This is a genomic window from Rhizobium rhizoryzae (genome assembly GCF_011046895.1).
Classification (GTDB): Bacteria; Pseudomonadota; Alphaproteobacteria; order Rhizobiales; family Rhizobiaceae; genus Neorhizobium; species Neorhizobium rhizoryzae.
Genome location: NZ_CP049250.1, coordinates 144,354 through 164,829, shown reverse-complemented (window position 1 = coordinate 164,829; position 20,476 = coordinate 144,354). Strand labels below are relative to the sequence as shown.

Annotated in this window: 19 protein-coding genes and 1 pseudogene; 12 read left to right on the top strand and 8 right to left on the bottom strand. The window is 58.4% G+C overall.

All coding sequences use genetic code 11. The features are described from left to right. Positions 1–9: 9 nt before the first annotated feature. Together G6N80_RS07105 and G6N80_RS07100 are read right to left on the bottom strand one after the other, a co-directional pair. Positions 10–924: a 2-dehydro-3-deoxygalactonokinase gene (locus tag G6N80_RS07105; RefSeq protein WP_165132618.1), complete on the bottom strand. Its 915-nt coding sequence runs from the start codon at positions 922–924 to the stop codon at positions 10–12. Next, a complete protein-coding gene (locus G6N80_RS07100; protein WP_165132615.1) occupies positions 924–1,700 on the bottom strand; it encodes an SDR family NAD(P)-dependent oxidoreductase in 777 nt (258 codons plus the stop codon). Before G6N80_RS07100 ends, G6N80_RS07105 begins: the two co-directional genes overlap by 1 nt. Positions 1,701–1,818: 118 nt before the next feature. On the opposite strand from G6N80_RS07100, the gene G6N80_RS07095 reads away from it, so the two are divergent. The 11 genes from G6N80_RS07095 (at position 1,819) to G6N80_RS07045 (ending at position 12,589) form a co-directional block, all read left to right on the top strand. Beyond that, the gene (locus G6N80_RS07095; protein ID WP_165132612.1) at positions 1,819–2,604 is read left to right on the top strand and encodes an IclR family transcriptional regulator; all 786 of its coding nucleotides are present in this window, start codon (positions 1,819–1,821) and stop codon (positions 2,602–2,604) included. Positions 2,605–2,769: 165 nt separating this feature from the next. Next, the gene (locus G6N80_RS07090; RefSeq protein WP_062553096.1) at positions 2,770–3,504 is read left to right on the top strand and encodes a helix-turn-helix transcriptional regulator; all 735 of its coding nucleotides are present in this window, start codon (positions 2,770–2,772) and stop codon (positions 3,502–3,504) included. Between the two features lie 391 nt (positions 3,505–3,895). Further along, a complete protein-coding gene (locus G6N80_RS07085) occupies positions 3,896–5,083 on the top strand; it encodes an Mrp/NBP35 family ATP-binding protein (protein ID WP_165132609.1) in 1,188 nt (395 codons plus the stop codon). Positions 5,084–5,251: 168 nt separating this feature from the next. Continuing rightward, a complete protein-coding gene (locus G6N80_RS07080; protein ID WP_246251461.1) occupies positions 5,252–6,223 on the top strand; it encodes a magnesium transporter CorA family protein in 972 nt (323 codons plus the stop codon). A gap of 15 nt (positions 6,224–6,238) precedes the next feature. Further along, positions 6,239–8,152: a potassium transporter Kup gene (locus tag G6N80_RS07075; RefSeq protein WP_062553093.1), complete on the top strand. Its 1,914-nt coding sequence runs from the start codon at positions 6,239–6,241 to the stop codon at positions 8,150–8,152. Between the two features lie 398 nt (positions 8,153–8,550). Further along, positions 8,551–9,723 carry a cell wall hydrolase gene (locus G6N80_RS07070; protein WP_165136939.1) on the top strand — a complete coding sequence of 391 codons (1,173 nt, stop codon included), beginning with the start codon at positions 8,551–8,553 and terminating at the stop codon, positions 9,721–9,723. A 231-nt stretch (positions 9,724–9,954) separates the two neighbouring features. Continuing rightward, positions 9,955–10,311, top strand: coding sequence for an AtpZ/AtpI family protein (locus G6N80_RS07065; protein WP_062553092.1), 357 nt, complete (start codon positions 9,955–9,957; stop codon positions 10,309–10,311). 61 nt (positions 10,312–10,372) lie between these two features. Next, complete coding sequence (locus G6N80_RS07060) at positions 10,373–11,125, top strand: F0F1 ATP synthase subunit A (RefSeq protein ID WP_062553091.1); 753 nt, start codon at positions 10,373–10,375, stop codon at positions 11,123–11,125. Positions 11,126–11,191: 66 nt separating this feature from the next. Then, positions 11,192–11,419 (top strand): F0F1 ATP synthase subunit C, encoded by a 228-nt coding sequence (locus G6N80_RS07055; RefSeq protein WP_010026583.1) that lies wholly within the window; start codon positions 11,192–11,194, stop codon positions 11,417–11,419. Between the two features lie 77 nt (positions 11,420–11,496). Then, positions 11,497–12,099: a F0F1 ATP synthase subunit B gene (locus tag G6N80_RS07050; RefSeq protein ID WP_183898012.1), complete on the top strand. Its 603-nt coding sequence runs from the start codon at positions 11,497–11,499 to the stop codon at positions 12,097–12,099. A 4-nt stretch (positions 12,100–12,103) separates the two neighbouring features. Beyond that, complete coding sequence (locus G6N80_RS07045; protein ID WP_165132603.1) at positions 12,104–12,589, top strand: F0F1 ATP synthase subunit B; 486 nt, start codon at positions 12,104–12,106, stop codon at positions 12,587–12,589. Positions 12,590–12,935: 346 nt separating this feature from the next. Here the strand turns inward: G6N80_RS07045 and G6N80_RS07040 are convergent, their stop codons facing one another. After that, complete coding sequence (locus G6N80_RS07040; protein ID WP_165132601.1) at positions 12,936–13,592, bottom strand: ribonuclease HII; 657 nt, start codon at positions 13,590–13,592, stop codon at positions 12,936–12,938. Between the two features lie 331 nt (positions 13,593–13,923). After that, positions 13,924–15,081, bottom strand: coding sequence for a PA0069 family radical SAM protein (locus tag G6N80_RS07035; RefSeq protein WP_062553087.1), 1,158 nt, complete (start codon positions 15,079–15,081; stop codon positions 13,924–13,926). A gap of 130 nt (positions 15,082–15,211) precedes the next feature. On the opposite strand from G6N80_RS07035, the gene G6N80_RS07030 reads away from it, so the two are divergent. Then, on the top strand, positions 15,212–15,727 hold the full coding sequence (locus G6N80_RS07030) for a glycosyl transferase (RefSeq protein WP_165132598.1): 516 nt from the start codon (positions 15,212–15,214) through the stop codon (positions 15,725–15,727). Between the two features lie 20 nt (positions 15,728–15,747). On the opposite strand, the gene moaB is transcribed toward G6N80_RS07030, so the two are convergent. The 4 genes and pseudogenes from moaB to G6N80_RS07010 all read right to left on the bottom strand — a co-directional run bounded on the left by moaB (position 15,748) and on the right by G6N80_RS07010 (position 20,392). Continuing rightward, positions 15,748–16,299 carry a molybdenum cofactor biosynthesis protein B gene (gene moaB, locus G6N80_RS07025; RefSeq protein WP_062553085.1) on the bottom strand — a complete coding sequence of 184 codons (552 nt, stop codon included), beginning with the start codon at positions 16,297–16,299 and terminating at the stop codon, positions 15,748–15,750. Further along, positions 16,296–17,165: a 4-(cytidine 5'-diphospho)-2-C-methyl-D-erythritol kinase gene (locus tag G6N80_RS07020; protein WP_165132595.1), complete on the bottom strand. Its 870-nt coding sequence runs from the start codon at positions 17,163–17,165 to the stop codon at positions 16,296–16,298. The genes moaB and G6N80_RS07020 overlap by 4 nt, the downstream gene beginning before the upstream one ends. Before the next feature lie 209 nt (positions 17,166–17,374). After that, positions 17,375–19,195, bottom strand: a pseudogene (locus G6N80_RS07015) (tetratricopeptide repeat protein); the annotation flags it as partial. A 180-nt stretch (positions 19,196–19,375) separates the two neighbouring features. Continuing rightward, the gene (locus tag G6N80_RS07010; RefSeq protein ID WP_062553083.1) at positions 19,376–20,392 is read right to left on the bottom strand and encodes a polyprenyl synthetase family protein; all 1,017 of its coding nucleotides are present in this window, start codon (positions 20,390–20,392) and stop codon (positions 19,376–19,378) included. Positions 20,393–20,476 lie beyond the last annotated feature (84 nt).

Here is a 20,476-nt window from a genome sequence, read left to right as displayed (position 1 = left end):
GAAATCCTTTTAATGCGCGAAGAATAGAGAACGGGCAGCTGAGGCAAGCCCGTTGCGAACGGCGAGATCCGCATCCACGGACTCGAAGTCGAGATCGAGGGCGGCGAATGCAGCTTCATACAGCGTTAGCAGCTTACCGGATGCGACCAGTTGAACCGTCGCGTCTGTTCCGGCAATGGAAAGCCCGCCAGCGAATTCGGTACCAATCAACAAGCCCGACAAGCGAGCCGCCGCCGAGGTCGCATCCAGCCCGTGCAACAGCTGTCCGGACCGGCATGTAAAAATGAGATTGGTGAACATGGCCGGGTTTTCGCGTGCATGTCTCACCGCAGCGATAAAGGCCGGATGGGAGCCATCGAAACTGTCTGCCTCAGCCATGGCATGTTTAAGGATCGTATGCTTGGATAGAGCGTCGAAGACTTCGCCGGTCATGAATGACGAAAAGCTGGTGACGATATCGCCATTCACGCCCACCCATTTCGAATGCGTTCCCGGCATGCAGACAAGCCGTTGGCTGGCGATGCCGGCAGAGCCCAGCAATTGGGTTTCCTCGCCGCGCATGACATCAGGCATGGTATCGCTGCGCTGGGCGATCCCTGGCAGGATCCGGATGTCCCGCTCTTCCGCCGGAACGCGAACGGCATTTGAAAGAACCGTCGAAAGCCTTGCCGGGACATCGACATATCCGGCCTCCACCCAACCCTGACGGGCTCCTGCCATGCCGCAGATAACCACGGGCAGGGCAGCACTTGCCTGAACGGTCTGCAGGTGCGAGGACAGGACAGTGCCAAAGCCCATGGAGGCCGCCGTCGTCATGCCTTCGCCGCTGCGGCGCTCCGCCAGCACATGATCGTCTCTGTCCATCAGCCACAGCCGGAAGCTGGAGGTACCCCAGTCTACGGCCACATAGGCGGGCTCATTCATCAGAGCACTCCTCCATCTACGGTTATCCATTGTGCAGTCATTCCCGCCGATGCGGACGATGCCAGGAACAGGCATGGTCCCACGATGTCGGCGGGTAAAAGATTACGTTTGAGGCACTGCCGATCACGCATCGCGGCCATGCCATCTTCCGTCAGCCAGAGCTCCAATTGCCGCTCCGTCACCACCATGCCCGGCAGGATGGCATTCACGCGCACACCCTCCGGCCCCAGACGTCCAGCCAGGCTCTTTGTCAGGCCCAGAACGCCGGCCTTGGCGGTTGTATAGCTCGGCATGGCCCCCATATTCAGCATGAAGGCGATGGAAGACATGTTGACGATCGCGCCTCTGCCGTCCCGGATCAGAGCGGGTGCGGCAGCCTGGGCAGCAAAGGCCATGTGTTTCAGGTTGATCGCCTGGTTTTCATCCCAATAGTCCTCGCTCATGTCGAGAAACTCATGGCGGTCGTCTCTGGCCGCATTGTTGATCAGCACGCCCAGACCGCCAAGCCTTGCCACCGCATCGTCGACGGCAGCACGGACTTCGCTCACATTGCGAAGATCGGCCTTCAGATAATGGACCGCGTGCTTGCTCTGGTTGGAAAGGTCACTAGCCAGCTGGCGCGAAGGCTCTTCCGCCACATCGATGAACGCGACCTTGGCGCCCTGCATGGCGAAGGCCTCGGTCAGCGCTGCACCGATGCCAGAACCGCCACCGGTGATCAGAACGCCGCGATCCTGAAGATCGGGGAAAGTTGGAGCAGGGAGCATCGAACTCATTGGTTTCACGACAGGCTTGTCGGTTCCATTATTTGGAACCGTGTTTGACTATGTGGAATAAAACATCTATTATCGTCTCGATGTCAATAAGAGGACGCGCACGAACAACGAGGCTTCGATGTCATCCAGCGACGATACGGGCACTTTGGGCAAGGCGATCCATCTGCTGGATCTCATTGCATCGGCGCAGGATGCCTTGCGGTTCAGCGATCTGTTGAAGCTGACGGGACAGCCGAAGGGCAGCCTTCATCGGCAGCTGCGTCATCTGGTCGTAGAGGGTCTGGTCGACATATCCCCGGACGGCGCCTATCAGCCGGGAATCCGCCTCCTGAAATTCGCCTCACGGGCCTGGGCACGCAATACCGTGCGCAAGCTGGCAGAACCGCATATGAAGGTGCTGCATGAAATCACCGGGGAGACCGTCCATTTCGGGATGCTGCGTGGTGCCGAGATCGTCTATCTCGACAAACTGGAAAGCAGGCAGGCCGTCCGCATGCATTCCCAGGTGGGAAATGCATCGCCGGTCTATTGCACCGGCATCGGCAAGGCAGCCATTTCGTGTCTGCCGGAAGATCGTCTCGCCGACCTCGTTCATCAAATGCGCTTTCATCGCTATACGGCCAGCACGATTGCAGATGCCGCCGCGCTTCAGGACGCCTTGGGCCCGATCCGGCAACGCGGCTATGCAGAAGACCTGGAAGAACATCAGGCCGGAATATGCTGCGTTGCCGCTTCGATTGTCGTCGCCTCCCAGAATTTTATCGGCGGGATTTCGGTAACGGCCCCGGTTTTCAGGGCAGGGCCGTCGGAACGTGAAAAATGGGTTGCGCCTGTACGTCAAGCCGCAAGCTCGATCGCCGAAGACATGACCCACGGTCTCAGTCCTGCCCATCAGGACAGATGATAAAGATTCAGATTGAGACTCGATATTTGTAATACAATTGTGTACTGAACATCAGAAATTAAAAAGACTTCGTATTCACCCATTGAATACACGGTATTAGTTTAATTTTTCATTGCTAATGCAATGATGTGCTGAAACTATACAGAGAAAATGCGATACCAGCCCATGGATGGATTTGCCGATTTCACCGCCCACCAGGCATTTGTGGCCAATTGGCTGGCAGCGCTTGAGAAAATCAAAACGCAGTTTGAAATCTTTCGCCTGATGCGACAGCTTTCCGAGCAGTTTCACTGCAGTGCTTTTGTCGTCGCGGATCTGCCGGATCCCACGGTCACCGAGCTTTCCGCAAGCTCCATCATCACCAACGGCCCTCCTGAACTCATTGCCCTTTTCGATCAGGACAAATTTTTAGGCAGCAGTCCAGTCATCCATAGGATCCGCGCGAGTGTCCTGCCTTTCCAGTTCGACCTCGAGGAGATGGCCGAAGAACGTGGTAGCCAGGCGGTGAGGGAACTGTTCGCCCGTTTCGGAATGGACAGCGGCGCGGTGTTCCCGGTCCATGATCTATCCGGCAAGCGGGGTTGGGCAGGCCTTTGCGGGCAGGGGGTCGATTTTTCCCTCTATGAGATGATGGCGCTCTCTTACTGCCTAAACCATGTCTATCAGCAACTGGCGCATCTGCGCTCGCAGGATATCCGGGTCAGCGAGAAGCTGGCCGATCGGGAACTTGCATGCCTGACCTGGACAGCCGCCGGCAAGACGAGTGCGGAAATCGCAGAAATCCTGAGCCTGTCGGAGCACACCGTTAACCACTATCTCAACCGCGCGACCCGCAAGCTCGACGCCGTCAACCGCACGCAGGCTGTCGCCAAGGCGATCCGTGGCAATCTGATCGCCTGACAGGCATTCCCAGACGTCTGGTTCACAGGTAGCTTAAAGTTTCGGCAGCGGCACTCTTTCATCCCGCTCCCCACATGCCCTTTACGCAATAAATGGAGTTTCATCCTCGAAATCTGGTTTGGCACGCTTCGTGCATCTTCGACTGCGGTCCAGAGGGGACTGGAAAGCGCACAAAAGAGGCGCGATCAAAAAAACCGCCGGATGGCGTAGCGCGGTCTTGCAACTGCAGCAGCGCCATCCGGCGTTTTGGTTTTCAGTCATAGCCCGATTGTCTCACATGTCGCACACCTGTACTTGGCGGTTGCGCTTTCGTCGCGGCGCTTACTATATGTGCAGTCGATAACATCATCGGTCTGGAATAGCCGGTGAGAGACAGCAGGAGCGAGCGGGTATGGCCGAAGTAAACAAGGATCTTGTCATCGATACACTCCGCAAGGTGCGCGGACCGGATCTGGAAGGCGATCTCATCTCCCGCAACATGGTGTCGGATGTCTTCATCGCGGATGGCAAGGTCTATTTCTCCATCAGCGTGCCTTCGGAACGTGCTGAAGAACTGGAGCCCATGCGGCAAGCTGCCGAACGGGCCGTAAAGGCAATTCCGGGCGTGAAGGGCGCACTCGTCACACTCACGGCCGACCGCAAGGCAGGAGCCGCCGCCGCTACCAAGCCCGCAACAGTGCCGCCCCAGAGCCCAGGCAATTCCCACGCAGGCCATTCCCATGCAGGCCACTCTCACGCCGGGCATTCACACGGTGCGCAAGGCGGGCGAGCGCAGAAGGCTGGCGTTCCCGGTGTCGGCGCCATCATCGCTGTCGCATCCGGCAAGGGCGGCGTCGGCAAGTCCACAACCGCGGTCAATCTGGCGCTGGGGCTGATGGCGAACGGCCTGAAGGTTGGCCTGCTGGATGCCGATATCTACGGGCCATCGGTGCCACGCCTGCTGAAGATCTCTGGTCGGCCCAAACAGATCGACAATCGCATCATTGTGCCCATGGAGAATTATGGCCTGAAATCCATGTCGATCGGCTACCTGGTCGATGAGGATGCCGCCATGATCTGGCGCGGACCGATGGTGCAATCCGCCATTCTGCAAATGCTTCGCGAGGTTGCCTGGGGCGAACTCGATGTTCTGATCGTCGACATGCCGCCCGGTACGGGAGACGCCCAGTTGACCATGGCGCAGCAGGTACCGCTTGCCGGTGCCGTCATCGTGTCGACGCCGCAGGATCTCGCCCTGATCGATGCGCGCAAGGGCATTGCCATGTTCAAGAAAGTAGAAGTTCCGCTTCTCGGCATCATTGAAAACATGAGCTATTTTCTCGCGCCGGATACGGGCAAGCGCTACGATATTTTCGGCCATGGCGGCGCTCGCGCCGAGGCAGAGAGGATTGGCGTTCCCTTCCTCGGTGAAGTGCCACTCACCATGGAAATTCGTGAGAAGTCCGATGCGGGAACGCCCGTCGTGGTGGCGGACCCTGACGGTGCCGCGGCTGAAGTGTACAAGGGTATCGCGCGCCAGGTTTGGGAACAATTGGCCGGGCGCCGGGCAAGGCCTGCCCCAAGCATCGTCTTCGAATAAATCTGCGAAGCCGACGTTTCCAGTTTGATACAAATGCAAGCAAGGATTCGTTTTGCTTGCATTTACCAAGGGCAGGTCTTATACGCGCCCCCGTTTGGGACGGGGAACCGGAACTGAGGTCCTACTATTGTAATGTGCCGGGCATGATGCACCGGCACGGAGATGCCCTTGATCAACGCTTACCTGTCCAACGGTTCCGTCAGCGAGCTGACGCCCGACAAGCCGGAATTCCTTCTTCCTGACGATGTCGTATGGATTGATCTCCATCATCCGACATCTGCGGAAGATCAGTTTGTCGAGCAGCTTCTCAGCATCTCGATCCCCACCCGGGACGAGTTGAAGGATATCGAGCCGTCCAGTCGGCTCTATGCCGAAAACGGTGCGCTCTACATGACCGGTTCGCTGGTATGGCGCGCAGACAGCAAGGATTCCAAGCTCACCGACGTCGCATTCATTCTCACGGCGGACAGACTTGTCACGGTTCGTTACGCGGACCCGAAGTCCTTCAGCCTCTTTGTCGCAGCCCTCGGCCGCGCACCGGAGGAGACCTGCAACGGGCGTACCCTTCTCGCGCATCTTCTGGAGACGATCGCGGATCGCACGGCGGAAATCATGGAGACCGTAGTGTCTCGGGTGGATCACCTTGCCACGGATATCTTTCGCGAACGGACCGAGCGGCGCCCACCGAAATTCCTGGAAAGCAAGTTGGCGGAAATCGCCGAGGTTCACCGCCTTGTCGGAAAGGTGCGTGACAGTCTCGGCTCGCTCTCTCGCCTGCTGACCTTCTTGCAGAATGCCTCTGTCATCCAGAAGGACGAGGACGTACGCAAACTGTGTGCAACGGTCGCGCAGGACGTCACGACGCTTTCGGAGCATGCCAGTTTCGTGGCAGGTAATATAGCCTTCCTTCTGGATGCTTCACTGGGCCTGATCAATGTCGAGCAGAATGCCATCATCAAGATCTTCTCGATCGCCTCGGTGGTCTTCCTGCCGCCAACGCTTGTGGCATCGATCTACGGCATGAATTTCCAACACATGCCGGAACTGTCCTGGCAACTGGGCTATCCGCTTGCCCTGTTCGCCATGGTGCTATCCGCCATCATTCCCTTTTTCTTCTTCCGCTGGAAAGGCTGGCTCTAAAGGCCAGATCTTCGGATGTCACACGAGACTGAAGCACAGGTTCACGACGACAAGAGCCTCAAGCACATGCTGGCGCTCACGCTGGGTTCGATTGGCGTCGTTTATGGCGACATCGGCACCAGTCCGCTCTACGCCTTTCGCGAGGCGCTGCGGCCGGTATCCGCCGACGGTCTGACGAATGTCGAGATCATCAGCATCATCTCCCTGATGATCTGGACGCTCACCATCATCGTGACGATCAAATATGTCCTGTTCCTGCTGCGCGCCGATAACGACGGCGAGGGTGGAACACTGTCTTTGCTGGCCATGCTGATCAAGACCGCCGGCGGAAACAAGATGGTGCTCATCATCCTGGGCCTCATCGGTGCCGCGCTGTTTCTCGGCGATGCCATGATCACCCCGGCGCTCTCGGTTCTCTCGGCGGTGGAAGGGCTGAAACTTGTAACGCCCGCCTTCGACGAATGGGTGCTGCCGATCTCGATCGTCATTCTCATCGGTCTGTTCGCAATCCAGTCTCAGGGCACAGCCAAGGTTTCTCGGTTTTTTGGACCGATTACAGCTCTCTGGTTCATCGCCATGGGGCTAGGGGGCGTGCTGCACATCAGCGATGACCTCAGCATCCTCTATGCTTTCAACCCGGTTTATGCCGTTACCTTTCTGTTCAACGAGGGGTTTCTCGGGATCGTCGTTCTGGGCGCGGTCTTCCTGACCGTCACGGGCGCCGAGGCGCTCTACGCCGACCTCGGCCATTTCGGACGCCGCCCGATCCAGTGGGCCTGGTTCGTTCTGGTTTTTCCGGCGCTCACACTGAACTATCTGGGGCAGGGAGCCCTGGTCATGCAGAACCCGGAAGCGGCATCGAACCCGTTCTACCTGATGTTCCCCTCCTGGGCGCTTCTGCCCATGGTCCTGCTCGCGACAGCCGCGACGATTATCGCCAGCCAAGCCGTGATAACCGGCGGCTTCTCGCTTGTCCGGCAGGCGATTCATCTCGGCTATCTGCCGCGCATGCAGATCCTGTTCACCTCTGAAACGAATACCGGGCAGATCTTCCTGCCGGCCGTCAATCTTGTTCTCTTGATCGGTGTTCTCGCGCTCGTTCTTGGCTTCGAAAGTTCCGATGCGCTCGCCACGGCCTATGGTATTTCGGTGACGGGTGCGATGGTCGTGACCACCCTTATGGCGTTTGAATTCGTTCGCGCCCGTTGGCGCTGGCCGCGTTGGGTCGCGGCCCTGGCACTTGCGCCGCTTCTTGCACTCGAAGTCGTGTTCCTCGGTGCAAACTTGCTCAAGATCCACGATGGTGGCTACGTGCCGGTCATGATGGCTGCTGGCTTCACCATCATCATGTGGACCTGGAAGCGTGGCACACTCATTCTGGGCGAGAAGACCAAACGCATCGATGTGCCGCTGACAAGCTTTGCTACCTCCATCGAGAAATCCATCGAAAACAAGAGCAAGCATGCACCTGTCAGCGTACCGGGAACGGCGATCTTCCTGACCAGCGATCCGGAATCCGCGCCGGCCGCCTTGATGCACAATCTCAAGCATAACCATGTGCTGCATGAGAGAAACGTGATCCTGACCATTCGCACGGTCAACAAGCCGCGCGTGGCACAGGAGAATTCGTTCTCAGTCGAAAAGCTCAACGAGCGCTTCACGCTCATCGAACTGCGTTACGGCTTCATGCAGTCTCACAACGTGTCGCAGGCTCTGGGTTACCTGCGTAAATGCGGCATCAAGTTCGACATCATGTCGACGTCCTTCTATCTCGGACGCCGCAAGCTGGTGCCGGATGCCGAATCAGGCATGCCCATGTGGCAGGACAGGCTCTTCATTGGTCTGGCCAATACCGCGACGGATCCTTCTGATTACTTCCATCTGCCTGCCAACCGTGTGGTAGAGCTGGGTTCCCACGTCATCATCTAATTGCGTTTCATGCGCGGGAGGTCACACCCGCGTGAGCGCCACCGTACCGTTTTGATCGGTCATACCAAATGTCGATGATAGGGACCGATTGCGCCGGAGCGATTTGGGTTTGCGGCGAGAAGAAAACCACAGTCGGACCTGAAGGTCCGGCGCGGATTTTCGACGACGTCCGAAGACCAAAAGCGCCCGGTCCTCTGGATGGGCCGGATTTCCTCCACCGACTTTGTCGCAATCCTCGACCGATGCAGGAGCATCGCTCTCCGGTATGCTCCTCGTCGGATGAAGGTCTCCGGTCCCACGCAATCGGTTCATATCATCGACATTTGGTATTAACCGTCCATTAGGGTTAATATTAGATTCTCCACGCTCAAGAGTTGACGTGTTGGAGTTGTCTTGTGCTGCGTTTGAGAAATATCGCCCGAAAGCGGATTTCGCTTGCCGACCGCTGGGCAGCCCCCACCCTTTTTGGTCTCGCGGCCTGGTTGTCATTCCCCAGCCTCCCCGCGCACGGGGATCTGAGTGATCTCCTCTCCGGATTTGAACGCTCTGGTGCGCAGTGGCGCATGGTGATGACGAAATCACCTGCGGGGTCTATCCATTCGGCAGAGCTTGCCTTCCCTCCGGGTGAAGACCGCATTGTGTCCGATGCTGGCTTCAGCCTGCCCAACGGCCAGAAGATTGCCATCGTGGCGAGCAAGAAGGAAGATCAGCATATTCCCGACGAAGACCGGGTGAACCGCGCCCAGAAGAAGGGCAGAGTGGTGGCCGTCGTGCCCATGTTGCCGCCGCGGGCCTTCAGTGCCGGCTCCATTCTGCAGCGAAGCAGTTCGCTTCTCGCACCCGTCATCCGCGCCGAAGATCAGGTTGCGTTTGCCAAGGCGCCCAAGGCCAGCGAAGAGGTGAAGCTCGCTGCCTTCTATTTCCGCCGTTCGGAGGAAAAGAAACCCGATGCCGGTCTTTCACCCATGGTGGCAAAACTCGTTACAAATCCGAGAGCCGATATCCTTGCCACGGCCTATGCTCCTGCCAAGCCCGACTACGCACGGCAATCGCCTTTCGATGCGATCCTGACGGAAAAAAAGGATGACGGTCGTTTCATCCCGGATATTGGACCTGAGGACCATGCATGGGCGGCAACGCCCCTGCCGCCAGATGCCTTTTCCCCGCAGGAGCAACAGTGCCTTGCATCCGGCATCTACTTCGAGGCTCGCGGCGAATCGGTGAAGGGCCAGGCGGCCGTCGCTCAGGTTATCCTCAATCGCGTGCGCAATCCCGCTTATCCCAAGACGATCTGCGGCGTCGTCTACCAGAACGAGGATTGGCGCAACCGCTGCCAGTTCTCTTTCGCCTGTGACAACATCAAGGATCGTATCCGTTCGGAAGAACACTGGAAAATGGCACGTGAAGTGGCCATGGCAACCACGGCCGGCAAGATATGGTTGAAGGAAGTCGGTTCCGCAACTCACTATCATGCGGTCTATGTCCGTCCCAATTGGGCACCCACCATGAAAAAGGTAGGCCGCATCGGACTGCATGTCTTCTACCGCACCTATGGCGGCGGGTGGAGCTGAGGACCGTCGATTCCGCGACTTCCACAGGACGTACTAATCGTTCTTAATCTCAAGTAATTGATTTTTCGTCATAAATTTGTTCTGGATGAGTGTCGGTTAACGCCTTGACTATGGGGGCGCGCAAAACTATGTTGCGCCCGACTTCAAAACGGGCCGGAAGGCGCTATTTCCCAAGGCTTCGAGAGAGGCTTAAGACCGAAAATTCGGTCTGCTGAAGCCAGGGAGAGGCGCATGACCGACAACGATGACGATAGTCTGGAGCAACGACGCGATGCTCTTTCCGCAAAACTGGCGGCAAGGGAACGCAGCGAGGCGATTGAAACCGCGAAGGAAAAGCAATCCGAGGAAAGCCGTAAGGGAATGGCTCTCGGGTTGAAGATTTCTTCCGAATTCATTGCCGCCATCGCTGTTGGCGCCATGCTTGGCTATCTGATCGACCGTTTTGTCGGCACGACGCCTTGGGGGATGATCATACTTCTTCTTCTCGGTTTCTGTGCCGGAGTGCTGAACGTGCTTCGTGCCATGGGCATGGTCGCAACCCCGGATCCGGGTGTTTCTCGCGGCGATGATCCGAGCCACAAGCGCTAAGGCTCGGATTTAGAGGCTAGCTGCCAATTGCGGCGGCCATGAGGAAAGAAAAGGTAGAGCGGTGGCGAACGACCCGACGCATCAGTTCCAGATCTTCAAGATCGTGCCAATCGAAGTTGGTGGTATCGATTTCTCCTTTACCAATGCGTCCCTGTTTATGGTCGCCACGGTTGCCTGTGCTGCCGGTTTTCTCTACTTCTCGACTGCCAATCGCGGCCTGATCCCGGGTCGTTCGCAGTCGGTTGCCGAGCTTTCCTACGAGTTCATTGCTTCCATGCTGCGCGAAGGTGCGGGCAGCCACGGGATGAAGTTCTTCCCGATGGTCTTCTCGCTCTTCATGTTCGTGTTGACGGCAAACCTGCTCGGCATGTTCCCGTACTTCTTCACGGTTACCAGCCAGATCATCGTCACCTTCGCGCTGGCGCTGTTCGTCATCGGCACTGTTGTCGTCTACGGTTTCTACAAGCACGGTCTGCACTTCCTCAATGTTTTCGTGCCAAGCGGTGTTCCGGGCGTGCTCCTGCCGCTGGTCGTCACGATCGAAATCATCTCATTCCTGTCCCGTCCGATTTCGCTGTCGGTTCGTCTTTTTGCCAACATGCTGGCGGGACACATCACCCTCAAGGTGTTCGCGGGCTTCGTTGCTTCGCTTGGAACCCTGGGTGCAATCGGTATCGGTGGCGCGACATTGCCCCTGATCATGACGGTCGCTCTGACCGGTCTGGAATTCCTCGTAGCCTTCCTGCAGGCCTACGTCTTTGCGGTACTCACATGCATGTACCTCAACGATGCAGTTCACCCAGGCGGCCACTGAGGAACGACATTGGCGTATTGAAGCGTCAGTCAACCGCCGCAACAAACCATTCTAAGGAGTTCACACATGGAAGCGGAAGCAGCAAAGTTCATCGGTGCAGGTCTGGCTTGCTTTGGCATGGCTGGTACGGCTCTCGGCCTCGGCAACATCTTCGGCAACTACCTCTCCGGCGCTCTTCGCAACCCGTCTGCTGCTGACAGCCAGTTCGGCCGTCTGGTATTCGGCTTCGCCGTTACGGAAGCTCTGGGCATCTTCTCGCTGCTCGTAGCGCTCCTCCTGCTGTTCGCCGTCTAATAACCGGCAAACCGATCGGATCACGGCCGCCACGATGTGTGCCGTGATCCTTCTTATTGAATACCCCCCTGGAGGTGATGATGTTCGTGACACCGGCATTTGCGCAACAAGCTGCGCCGGCCAATGGCGCCACGCAAGGTGAAGTGCATACGGAGACGGGTGTCGCTCACAATGAGCATGGCACTGGCGTATTCCCGCCTTTCGACCAGTCGACCTATGCTTCGCAGCTGCTCTGGCTCGTCATCACTTTCGGTCTTTTCTATCTGCTCATGCAGAAGGTGATCGTGCCCCGCATCGGTGGCATTCTCGAACACCGTCATGACCGGATTGCACAGGATCTCGATGAGGCCTCCCGTCTGAAGGCTGAGGCAGACGCTGCCGTCGCCACCTACGAAAAGGAACTGGCGGAAGCCCGTTCCAAGGCCGGTGCGATTGCCGAAAGCGCTCGCGAAGCAGCGAAGGTCAAGGCCAACGCCGACCGTGCAGCCATCGAAGCTGAACTGGCTGGCAAGCTGGCCGCCGCCGAAGCCCGCATTTCTGAAATCAAGGCTGCTGCTTTTGCAGAAGTCGGTGCGATTGCTGAAGAAACGGCGTCTGCGATTGTCGACCAGCTCATTGGTCCCAAGGCCAGCGCCGAAGACGTCAGGGCTGCAGTTGCAACCGCAAAGGTAGGAGCCTGATATCATGGCATTTGATGCAACATTCTTCGCCTTTGTAGGCCTTGTTCTCTTCCTTCTTCTTCTCGTATACCTCAAGGTTCCTGGCATGATGGCCTCGTCGCTGGACAAGCGCGCCGCCAACATCCGCGAGGAACTCGATCAGGCCAAGCGTCTTCGTGAAGAGGCGCAGGCTCTGCTCGCCGAATACCAGCGCAAGCGCAAGGAAGCCGAAGCTGAAGCGGCTGCCATCGTTGCCTCCGCAGAACGCGAAGCTGCCGCTCTGACGGAAGAAGCCCGTCAGAAGACGGAGGAATTCGTCGCTCGTCGCAACGCTCTTTCGGAACAGAAGATCCGCCAGGCGGAAGCCGATGCGATCGGCGCCGTTCGCGCCGCCGCTGTCGATCTGGCAGTCGCTGCTGCCGAAAAGGTCATTGCTGCCAAGGCTGATGCCGCGACGCAGCAGGCTCTGTTCTCTCAGTCCGTCGGTCAGGTGAAGGCTCGCCTGAACTGATCTTTCAGACATTTGAGTTTGCAAGAAGGCAGGGGCAACCCGGCCTTTTTCGCGTCTGGAGCCTGTGGTGACGATCCGCTGGAGTGCGTGGAATCCTCGCCAGTCCGGGGTGATAGCATCGTGCTGCCAACCGAACAGCATGACGCGCCGCCAGGCTGCTGGGGTGAGGTGCGGGCACCAGAACCTTGATTCTAGAGCATGTCGTAGTAAAAGTGTGCAGCGGTTTTGCGCAAACGACATGCGTTAAAACAAAAAGATAAAGCGCCAGGAGCGAATCTGAAAGATCGCGACACGCTTAAGCCCCAAGCACGTCAGTTCCCTGACCGGTCGATAGAGAGCGTGCCGCTCAATCTTGTCGGAGTGGTCTGAAGCTCATTCTGTGAAGGGGGCATGGCCCATGCTCTTCGATGGCGCGCCGATGCTGGGCCGTGCCATAGCCCGCATGTTGGGCGAAGCCGTAGTTGCCATAAACCTGGCTCGCGCGGGCCATCATCCGATCTCTCGTCACCTTGGCGATGATCGAAGCGGCGGCAATGGAAAGGCTGCGCGCATCGCCCTGGATGACAGCCTTGCCCTGACAGGCAAGCCCTGGCGGTACATCGCGGCCATCGACCAGGACATAGTCTGCCCTGACGGGCAGGGCGTCCACGGCACGGCGCATGGCATCAAGGCTGGCGCGAAGGATGTTCTTCTCATCGATATGGCGGGGGCCGGAAGAGGCGATTGAAATATGCGCCGTGGCACAGATCTCCACGAACAGTGCCTCACGCTGTTTCAGCGTCAACTGCTTGGAATCGTTCAGTCCTGCGGGGATGTGGTCCGGATTGAGGATGACCGCTGCGGCGACAACAGGTCCAGCAAGGGGCCCGCGTCCAGCTTCGTCGGTGCCTGCTACCGGCCAATGACCTGCTTTCCGCACCATCAACTCCAGCGAAAAATCCGGAACGATCGGTTCGAGGGAGAAAAGATCGGGAGGAGAATCGGGGGGCGTGCGTCGTGACATGCGGCATCACTCGCACGCCCACCCGATTTCCCGCAAGCCCCGTCGAAGCAAATGAGGCGGCACTGCTTCAGGCCCAAGGGGATCAGGCCAACGGGGCAAGACCAGCAGGGGCGGCGCCGGTCCATTTCCATCTCGCTGGGGGGCGCCCAGCGAAATGGCAAAACATGTGTAAGGTGCATGGATCGCCGACGATCGCCCATCGCAGGAACGGCACAGGGCCGAAGCGCATCGCAGCCACCCAGGGAGAACAGGCTTTCAAGTCAGCAGTGCCCGGATCTTGGCCCGGATCTTGGCGCAGAATACACCGGGATCCAGCCTCCGTGCCGCAGCGTCACAAAAGCGACAGTTGAACTCCCGCGCCATCGGGGCGAACAAACAGATCGTCGCGCAGCGCTACACCTCTACGAGCAAGACCAAGGCGCTTCGTCGCCATTTCGAAACGCCGCGAGATCTGCCAGGCATAGGGACCTTCTCCTTTCATGCGCTTGCCAAATTCCGCATCATAGTCCTTGCCGCCACGCATCGATTTTATCAGCGACATCACATGCCGGTATCGATCCGGATAATGTCTCAAAAGCCAGTCTCGAAAGAGCGGGCTGACTTCCAGCGGTAGACGCAGCAGAATGTAGCTTGCAGACACGGCACCAGCCGCCTGTGCCGCATCGAGAATTCGCTCCAACTCATGGTCGTTCAGCGCCGGAATGAGAGGCGAGGCCAGAACGCCGGTTGGTATTCCTGCATCCGTCAACTGTCGTACGGCTTCAAGCCGCCTTGACGGCGTCGAAGCGCGCGGCTCCATCAGGCGCGCCAGCTTGCGGTCGAGCGTCGTGACGGAGATTGCCACCTTGGCCAAGCCCTTGGCGGCCATCTTGGCAAGAATGTCGATGTCCCGCGTCACCAGCGCCGACTTTGTGACGATCATGACCGGATGGTTGGCTTTTTCCAACACTTCCAGCAATTGCCGCATGATGCGCCATTCGCGCTCGATCGGTTGATAGGGGTCCGTGTTCGTCCCGATCGCGATGGGCTTCACCTTGTATCCGGGCTTGCTCAGCTCTCGTTCAAGCAGACGAGGGGCATCGGGCTTTGCAAAAAGCCTGGCCTCGAAATCCAGCCCTGCCGAAAGCCCCATATAGCTATGGGTTGGCCTGGCAAAACAATAGATGCAGCCATGTTCGCAGCCGCGATACGGATTGACCGATCGATCGAACGGAATATCGGGTGAGTCGTTGCGTGTGATCGCTGTCTTCGGCTTCTCGATCTGGACTTCGGTCTTGAAAGGTTCGAGTTCTTCCAACGACTGCCAACCATCATCGAACTGCTCGCGCCGCTGGTCTTCGAACCGGCCGCTCGGGTTCAAGCCGGCACCCCTTCCGCGCCGACGGTCCGTCTCGACGCGAAGTCCAGACGACTGGACCAGAGCGTCGGCAATATCAGCCGTATGAGCAGGCGCGAAAGCGTCCTGCCGCAGTTGAGACAGCTCGTTCATGGATAACTCCCAGCCAGATGTTCAACGCTGGCGTTCTCAAATTCGTATCGTCAAAATGAGAACATTGCAAGAACAAAATCTACCGCCTTTGTTGATGGCAATTTTCAGGCCAATGCGATAAAGGTCATGAATGCTGACTGTATTGATGGAATGCCATGATCAGGAATCCGAGCTGGCGCAGACTTTGTCTGTTCTGGTTGCCGGTGCTGTGGAAGGTCTGGTCAGTGACGTCGCAGTGCTCGATCGTGGTTCTACCGATGCGTCTGCGCGTGTTGCGGATGCCGCGGGGTGCAAGTTCTATACGCAGTGGGATTTGAAGAACGTGCTGCAGGAGGTGCGTGGCGAGTGGCTCATGCTGCTGGAGCCGGGAGCGCGCCCTCAGATTGGCTGGATCGATGAAGTCGCCGAGCATATTTCGCTCACACGGCATCCCGCACGCTTCACCGCATCCAGAAATTACCGGAGGCCACTGATTCAGCGGTTGTTCAGCAAGGATCCGCCGCTCGCGCAGGGTCTTCTTATTCAGAAAAGCGTGGCGTCATCCAAGGGTGTGCGCGCTACGCGGCTTGCCGATCTCGTGGAGGGGCACCGGCCACATACGCTCATCTCAGAACTGATCCCAGCCTGGGCTGCAGCGCGTAGCTAATATAATCCAGCCTAGCCTAATCAGGCTTTGCCGCCGCGTTTCAGGTGCTCGTCAAGCCGTGGCATGATTTCCACGAAGTTGCAGGGCATATGGCGATAGTCCAGCTGCCATTTCAGGATCCCGTCCCAGGCATCCTTGCAGGCGCCGGGCGAGCCGGGCAACACGAAAACGAAGGTCGCATTGGCAACGCCACCGGTGGCGCGCGACTGGATCGTCGATGTTCCGATCTTGTCGTAGGATATGCGGTGAAACACTTCGGAAAAGCCGTCCATGCGCTTTTCGAACAGCGGTTCCAAGGCTTCAGGCGTGACATCCCGACCGGTAAAGCCTGTGCCGCCGGTGGTGATCACGACGTCGATTTCCTCGGCCAGCGTCCAGTTCCGAACCTGCTCGTAGATCTGCTCCTTGTCATCGGCAACGATTGCCCTGGCAACGAGTTCGTGCCCCGCTTCCAGAATGCGCTGCACCAGCGTGTCGCCGGATTTGTCATTGTCGAGCCGCCGGGTGTCGGAAACGGTCAGCACGGCAATGCCGACCGGAATGAAGGGACGGCTCTCATCGATACGGCTCATGATGCATTTCCTTCCAAAGTTCGGCCCGCCCTCACATACCACTGCGGCTTGGCCTGCTCGAGCGTCAAAGCTGCACGTTCCAAAGCCATTTCGTCGCGGTAGAGGCCGAAACACGTGGCGCCCGATCCAGACATGCGACAGACCTTCGCACCGCTCTCCTCAAGCTGCTGAAGGCACTCACCGATGTCCGAAAGAAGCCTCTGTGCAGGCTCCTGAAGATCGTTTCTGAGACCAGCCAGATAATCCAGCCAGTCTGATTGCGCCGGATCAAAAGGAGGCAGCGGCCTGTTGGTCTTTGATGTCAATAACCGGAATATTTGTGGCGTTGAAACAGGCTTGAGGGGATTGACCAGCAAGATGAAGAAGGAGGGAAGCGTGGCAAGCGGTTCTATGTCCTCGCCGATTCCACGCGCGATCAAAGGGCTGGACTCAAGGCACATCGGTACATCCGCTCCCAGCGACAGGCAAAGCCTTGCCAGCCGGTCTCGCGGCACATCCAGGTTCCACAACCGCATCAGGCCGCGCAAGGTTGCCGCTGCATCTGCGGAGCCACCACCTATTCCGGAGGAGAGCGGCAGGCTCTTCGTGAGCGTGATGTCGACCGGACACGTCTCGTATCCGAGTTCTTCGGCAAGGCCCCGCAAGCCGTCCCGCGCCCGCGTCACGAGATTATCCGCATCAGCCGACAGGGTTTCTGCAAACCGCCCGGTTATCTCGAACCGGTCCTGCGCAGATGGGCGAATGGCGAGCTCGTCGCCGAAGTCTGCGAACGTCACAAGGCTATCGAGAAGATGGTAGCCATCTGCCCGCTGACCGGTCACATGCAGCGCGAGATTGATCTTCGCCCGCGCTGCCTCGATCACCATTCCGGTTGGACTCAATTGGATTTGGCCGGAATCTTGATCAATTGGCCCGGAAATAGCCGGTTGGGATTACGCTTGAGTTCCGGGTTCATCTCCAGAATCTCTCTCGCGCGTTCCTTGTCGCCCAGCCGATCGGTTGCAATCTTGGACAACGTATCGCCTTCGCTGACGATGTAATCGGCCGTGATCGGGGCGTTGGGCTGAGCTGCGCCCGGGGGAGTGGCAGGGGGAGTAGCAGGTGCGGTGGCTGCCGGAGAAGCCATGGCCGTCTGCACCGGAGGCGGACCTGCATCGGCAAGACCATCCCGGATCTTCTGCTCGATCTTCGGGATTTCCGTCATCTCCGGCTTCATGGTCAGGGCACGCTGCCACTGGAACTTCGCTTCCAGCTGCCGCCCTACGCGCCAGTAGGCATCGCCCAGATGGTCGTTGATCGTGGCATCGCCAGCGCGCAACTGCACGGCACGCTCAAGCTCGGTCACCGCATCGTCGTAACGGCCGAGGCGATAATAGGCCCAACCGAGCGAATCCACGATATAGCCGTCGTCTGGCCGCAGATCGACGGCCTTGCGGATCATATTGAGACCGTCTTCCAGGTTGCGGTTCATATCGACCCAGGAATACCCTAGATAGTTGAGAACCTGCGGCTGGTCCGGGTTCAGTTCGAGCGCCTTGCGGAAGTTCGGCTCGGCCTTGTCCCACTCCTTCAGACGCTCATAGGCGATGCCGCGCTGGAAAAACACCGACCAGTCGCTGGGCCGGGGGGCCGGACCGACCACTTCCACCGCCTTGTCATAGGTCTTTGCCATTTCGGCAAAATCCTTGGCGTCTGAAAGAACGCTGCCGTAAGCAATGTAGCTGCGAATGTCGGTCGGATCGGATTCGATGAGCTTCTTCAGATGCTCCTTCGCGCCGTCCACATCGCCTGTCTGCGCCAGTGTCAGGCCCAGTTGCAGCTCGGAAATGCGCCGCATGGGCGAATCCTGCGGAACGCGACCATAGAGCTCGATTGCCTGTTTCGGCTGCTCCAGCTTCTCGGCAATACCACCCAGCAGGATCAGCGTATCGGCACTTTTCGGATCAAGCGCATGCGAGATCTGCAGATAGAGCGACACCATTTCCTCCGCACCCTGGCGGTTCAGTGCACTGCCGATGGAAAAGAGAACGGCGGAGGCACCCTGCGTCGCGTCAGTAACCTGCTGCTCCGGCTTTTCGCCCTTTTCGATGCTCTGGCGAAGCGCCTTCAGCGGCGCGTAATTCAGCATCAGCCGTTCGGCCACGGAAATAGCATCAAGCGCCTTCTGCTTGTTGCCTTGGGCTGCCTCGAGGCGGGCCAGCGCCATGACCGATCGCATGAATGTATCCGGCGTGGTCGCAACCGCTTCCTGGCTGGTGATGGCTGCGCTGAGGTTGGTGCGGGCTGTGGCAGTATCGCCAGCCACCAGCGCCATGGCGCCCAGATGATACTGCGTGAAGACCTTGAACCAGTCCGGCCCCTTCAGCGCCTTGATCTGCTTGATAGCCTCTGCACCCTTGCCGGCACCCACCTTGGCCCAACCGATCAGCAGGGCGTGAGTCAGGCGGTCAAGATCATTGCCGCCCTTGTAGGTGAGGATCTTTTCCGCATCGGCGTAGGAACCCTTGCGGATCGCCTCCAGCCCGCGAACGATTGTCGTGATGCGTTCAACCGCGTCGTCACCCTTCAGGGCTTCGACATGCTTGAGGCTCTCGTCGAACTGCCCGTTCATCAGCAAGGACACCATCAGGCGTTCGCGAATGTCGAGATTGGCCGGTTCGAAGTTCAGGGCCTTCTGGTAGAGCGCGATTGCAGTCGCGTAATCGTGATCGACATCCGCGGTTCTTGCCGCCAGAAATGCGCCGGAAAACGTGTTGACCTTGTCGGGCGTGAACTCCACGGCCTCTGCGACCGGGTTGTCCTGCGCCATGGCAAGGCGTGGAACGACCGTCGCTGCCAGAAGGGCAGAGGCAAAAGCCACGCCGGAAAGCAGACGAAGGGCGAATTTCTGCCGCATGAAAGTGCCTTTCAAGAAGAACTGGGAGGCGGCCAACGGGCCACCGGGAATCTTCAACCGATGATTCATGATAGAATGGCTTTTTTGAAGCAGCTTCGCAAGAATCTCGAAGGCGGCCATTGTTCACGCCGCCTGTGAAATGCGTGGCCTCACCCTCGGCCACGCACACCGTGCCGGGTCTCAGTTGACCCGTTCGATACAGAAATCGATCACTTCCATCAGCGCCGCCTTGTGTGCCGATGCGGGCAGGGGCGACAAAGCGTCGCGTGCGATTGCACCATAGTGCTTGGCGCGGGCAATCGTGTCTGCCAGTCCATTGTATTTGCCGATCAGGGCAAGCGCCTGCTGAAGGTTTTCGTCGCTGCTCTGGCCATCTTCGATCGCGGTCTTCCAGAAGGCGCGGTCTTCAGGCGTGCCACGGCGATAGGACAGGATCACCGGCAGCGTGATCTTTCCTTCGCGGAAATCATCGCCGACGTTCTTGCCAAGGTCGGCCGCCTTGCCGCCATAGTCCAGCGCATCGTCCACCAGCTGGAAGGCAAGGCCCAAATTCATGCCATAGGAGCGAAGAGCCGAACGGGCGCTCTTGTCGTTTCCGGCAATGATGGGGCCGACTTCGGCAGCGGCGGCGAAAAGGGCAGCGGTCTTGGCGCGGATGACGGAGAGATAATCGTCTTCCGTCGTTTCCATGTTCTTGGCAACGGAAAGCTGAAGCACTTCGCCTTCCGCGATCACGGCGGCAGCGGAGGCCAGAACATCCAGCGCATCCATGGAGCCGGTCTCGACCATCATCTTGAAGGCCTGCCCCAGCAGGAAGTCACCAACGAGAACGCTCGCCTGGTTACCCCAGATCATGCGCGCGGTGGATTTGCCCCGCCGCAGATCGCTTTCGTCCACCACGTCGTCATGCAGCAGCGTTGCGGTGTGCATGAACTCCACGCTTGTGGCGAGCTTGATATGACCGTCGCCCTCGTAGCCGAACATCTGCGCGGCCGCCAGCGTCAGCATGGGGCGCAGACGTTTGCCACCGGAAGAAATCAGGTGGTTTGCCACTTCCGGTATCATCTGCACATCGGATCCGGCCTTCGACAGGATCAGCTGGTTGACCCGATCCATATCCAGTCTGGTCAGATCGACCAGCGGCTTGACGGATGCCTGCTTGTTTTTGCCCTCTTCGAGCGGAATAACGACGCCCAATGAAATGGCCTCCTGTTCAAATCTTGCGGCGGACAATAGAAAGGGGCGCAACAACCGGCAAGTGCCAAATGTTAGAATAACCCG

Coding starts and splice junctions, on each gene's coding strand:
- G6N80_RS07090 (WP_062553096.1), top strand. CDS start 2,770: ATGGATGGATTTGCCGATTTCACCGCCCACCAGGCATTTGTGGCCAAT.
- G6N80_RS07065 (WP_062553092.1), top strand. CDS start 9,955: ATGACCGACAACGATGACGATAGTCTGGAGCAACGACGCGATGCTCTT.
- G6N80_RS07055 (WP_010026583.1), top strand. CDS start 11,192: ATGGAAGCGGAAGCAGCAAAGTTCATCGGTGCAGGTCTGGCTTGCTTT.
- G6N80_RS07030 (WP_165132598.1), top strand. CDS start 15,212: ATGCTGACTGTATTGATGGAATGCCATGATCAGGAATCCGAGCTGGCG.
- G6N80_RS07040 (WP_165132601.1), bottom strand. CDS start 13,592: ATGTCACGACGCACGCCCCCCGATTCTCCTCCCGATCTTTTCTCCCTC.
- G6N80_RS07105 (WP_165132618.1), bottom strand. CDS start 924: ATGAATGAGCCCGCCTATGTGGCCGTAGACTGGGGTACCTCCAGCTTC.
- G6N80_RS07095 (WP_165132612.1), top strand. CDS start 1,819: ATGTCATCCAGCGACGATACGGGCACTTTGGGCAAGGCGATCCATCTG.
- G6N80_RS07075 (WP_062553093.1), top strand. CDS start 6,239: ATGTCACACGAGACTGAAGCACAGGTTCACGACGACAAGAGCCTCAAG.
- G6N80_RS07100 (WP_165132615.1), bottom strand. CDS start 1,700: ATGAGTTCGATGCTCCCTGCTCCAACTTTCCCCGATCTTCAGGATCGC.
- G6N80_RS07035 (WP_062553087.1), bottom strand. CDS start 15,081: ATGAACGAGCTGTCTCAACTGCGGCAGGACGCTTTCGCGCCTGCTCAT.
- G6N80_RS07050 (WP_183898012.1), top strand. CDS start 11,497: ATGATGTTCGTGACACCGGCATTTGCGCAACAAGCTGCGCCGGCCAAT.
- moaB (WP_062553085.1), bottom strand. CDS start 16,299: ATGAGCCGTATCGATGAGAGCCGTCCCTTCATTCCGGTCGGCATTGCC.
- G6N80_RS07045 (WP_165132603.1), top strand. CDS start 12,104: ATGGCATTTGATGCAACATTCTTCGCCTTTGTAGGCCTTGTTCTCTTC.
- G6N80_RS07085 (WP_165132609.1), top strand. CDS start 3,896: ATGGCCGAAGTAAACAAGGATCTTGTCATCGATACACTCCGCAAGGTG.
- G6N80_RS07020 (WP_165132595.1), bottom strand. CDS start 17,165: ATGGTGATCGAGGCAGCGCGGGCGAAGATCAATCTCGCGCTGCATGTG.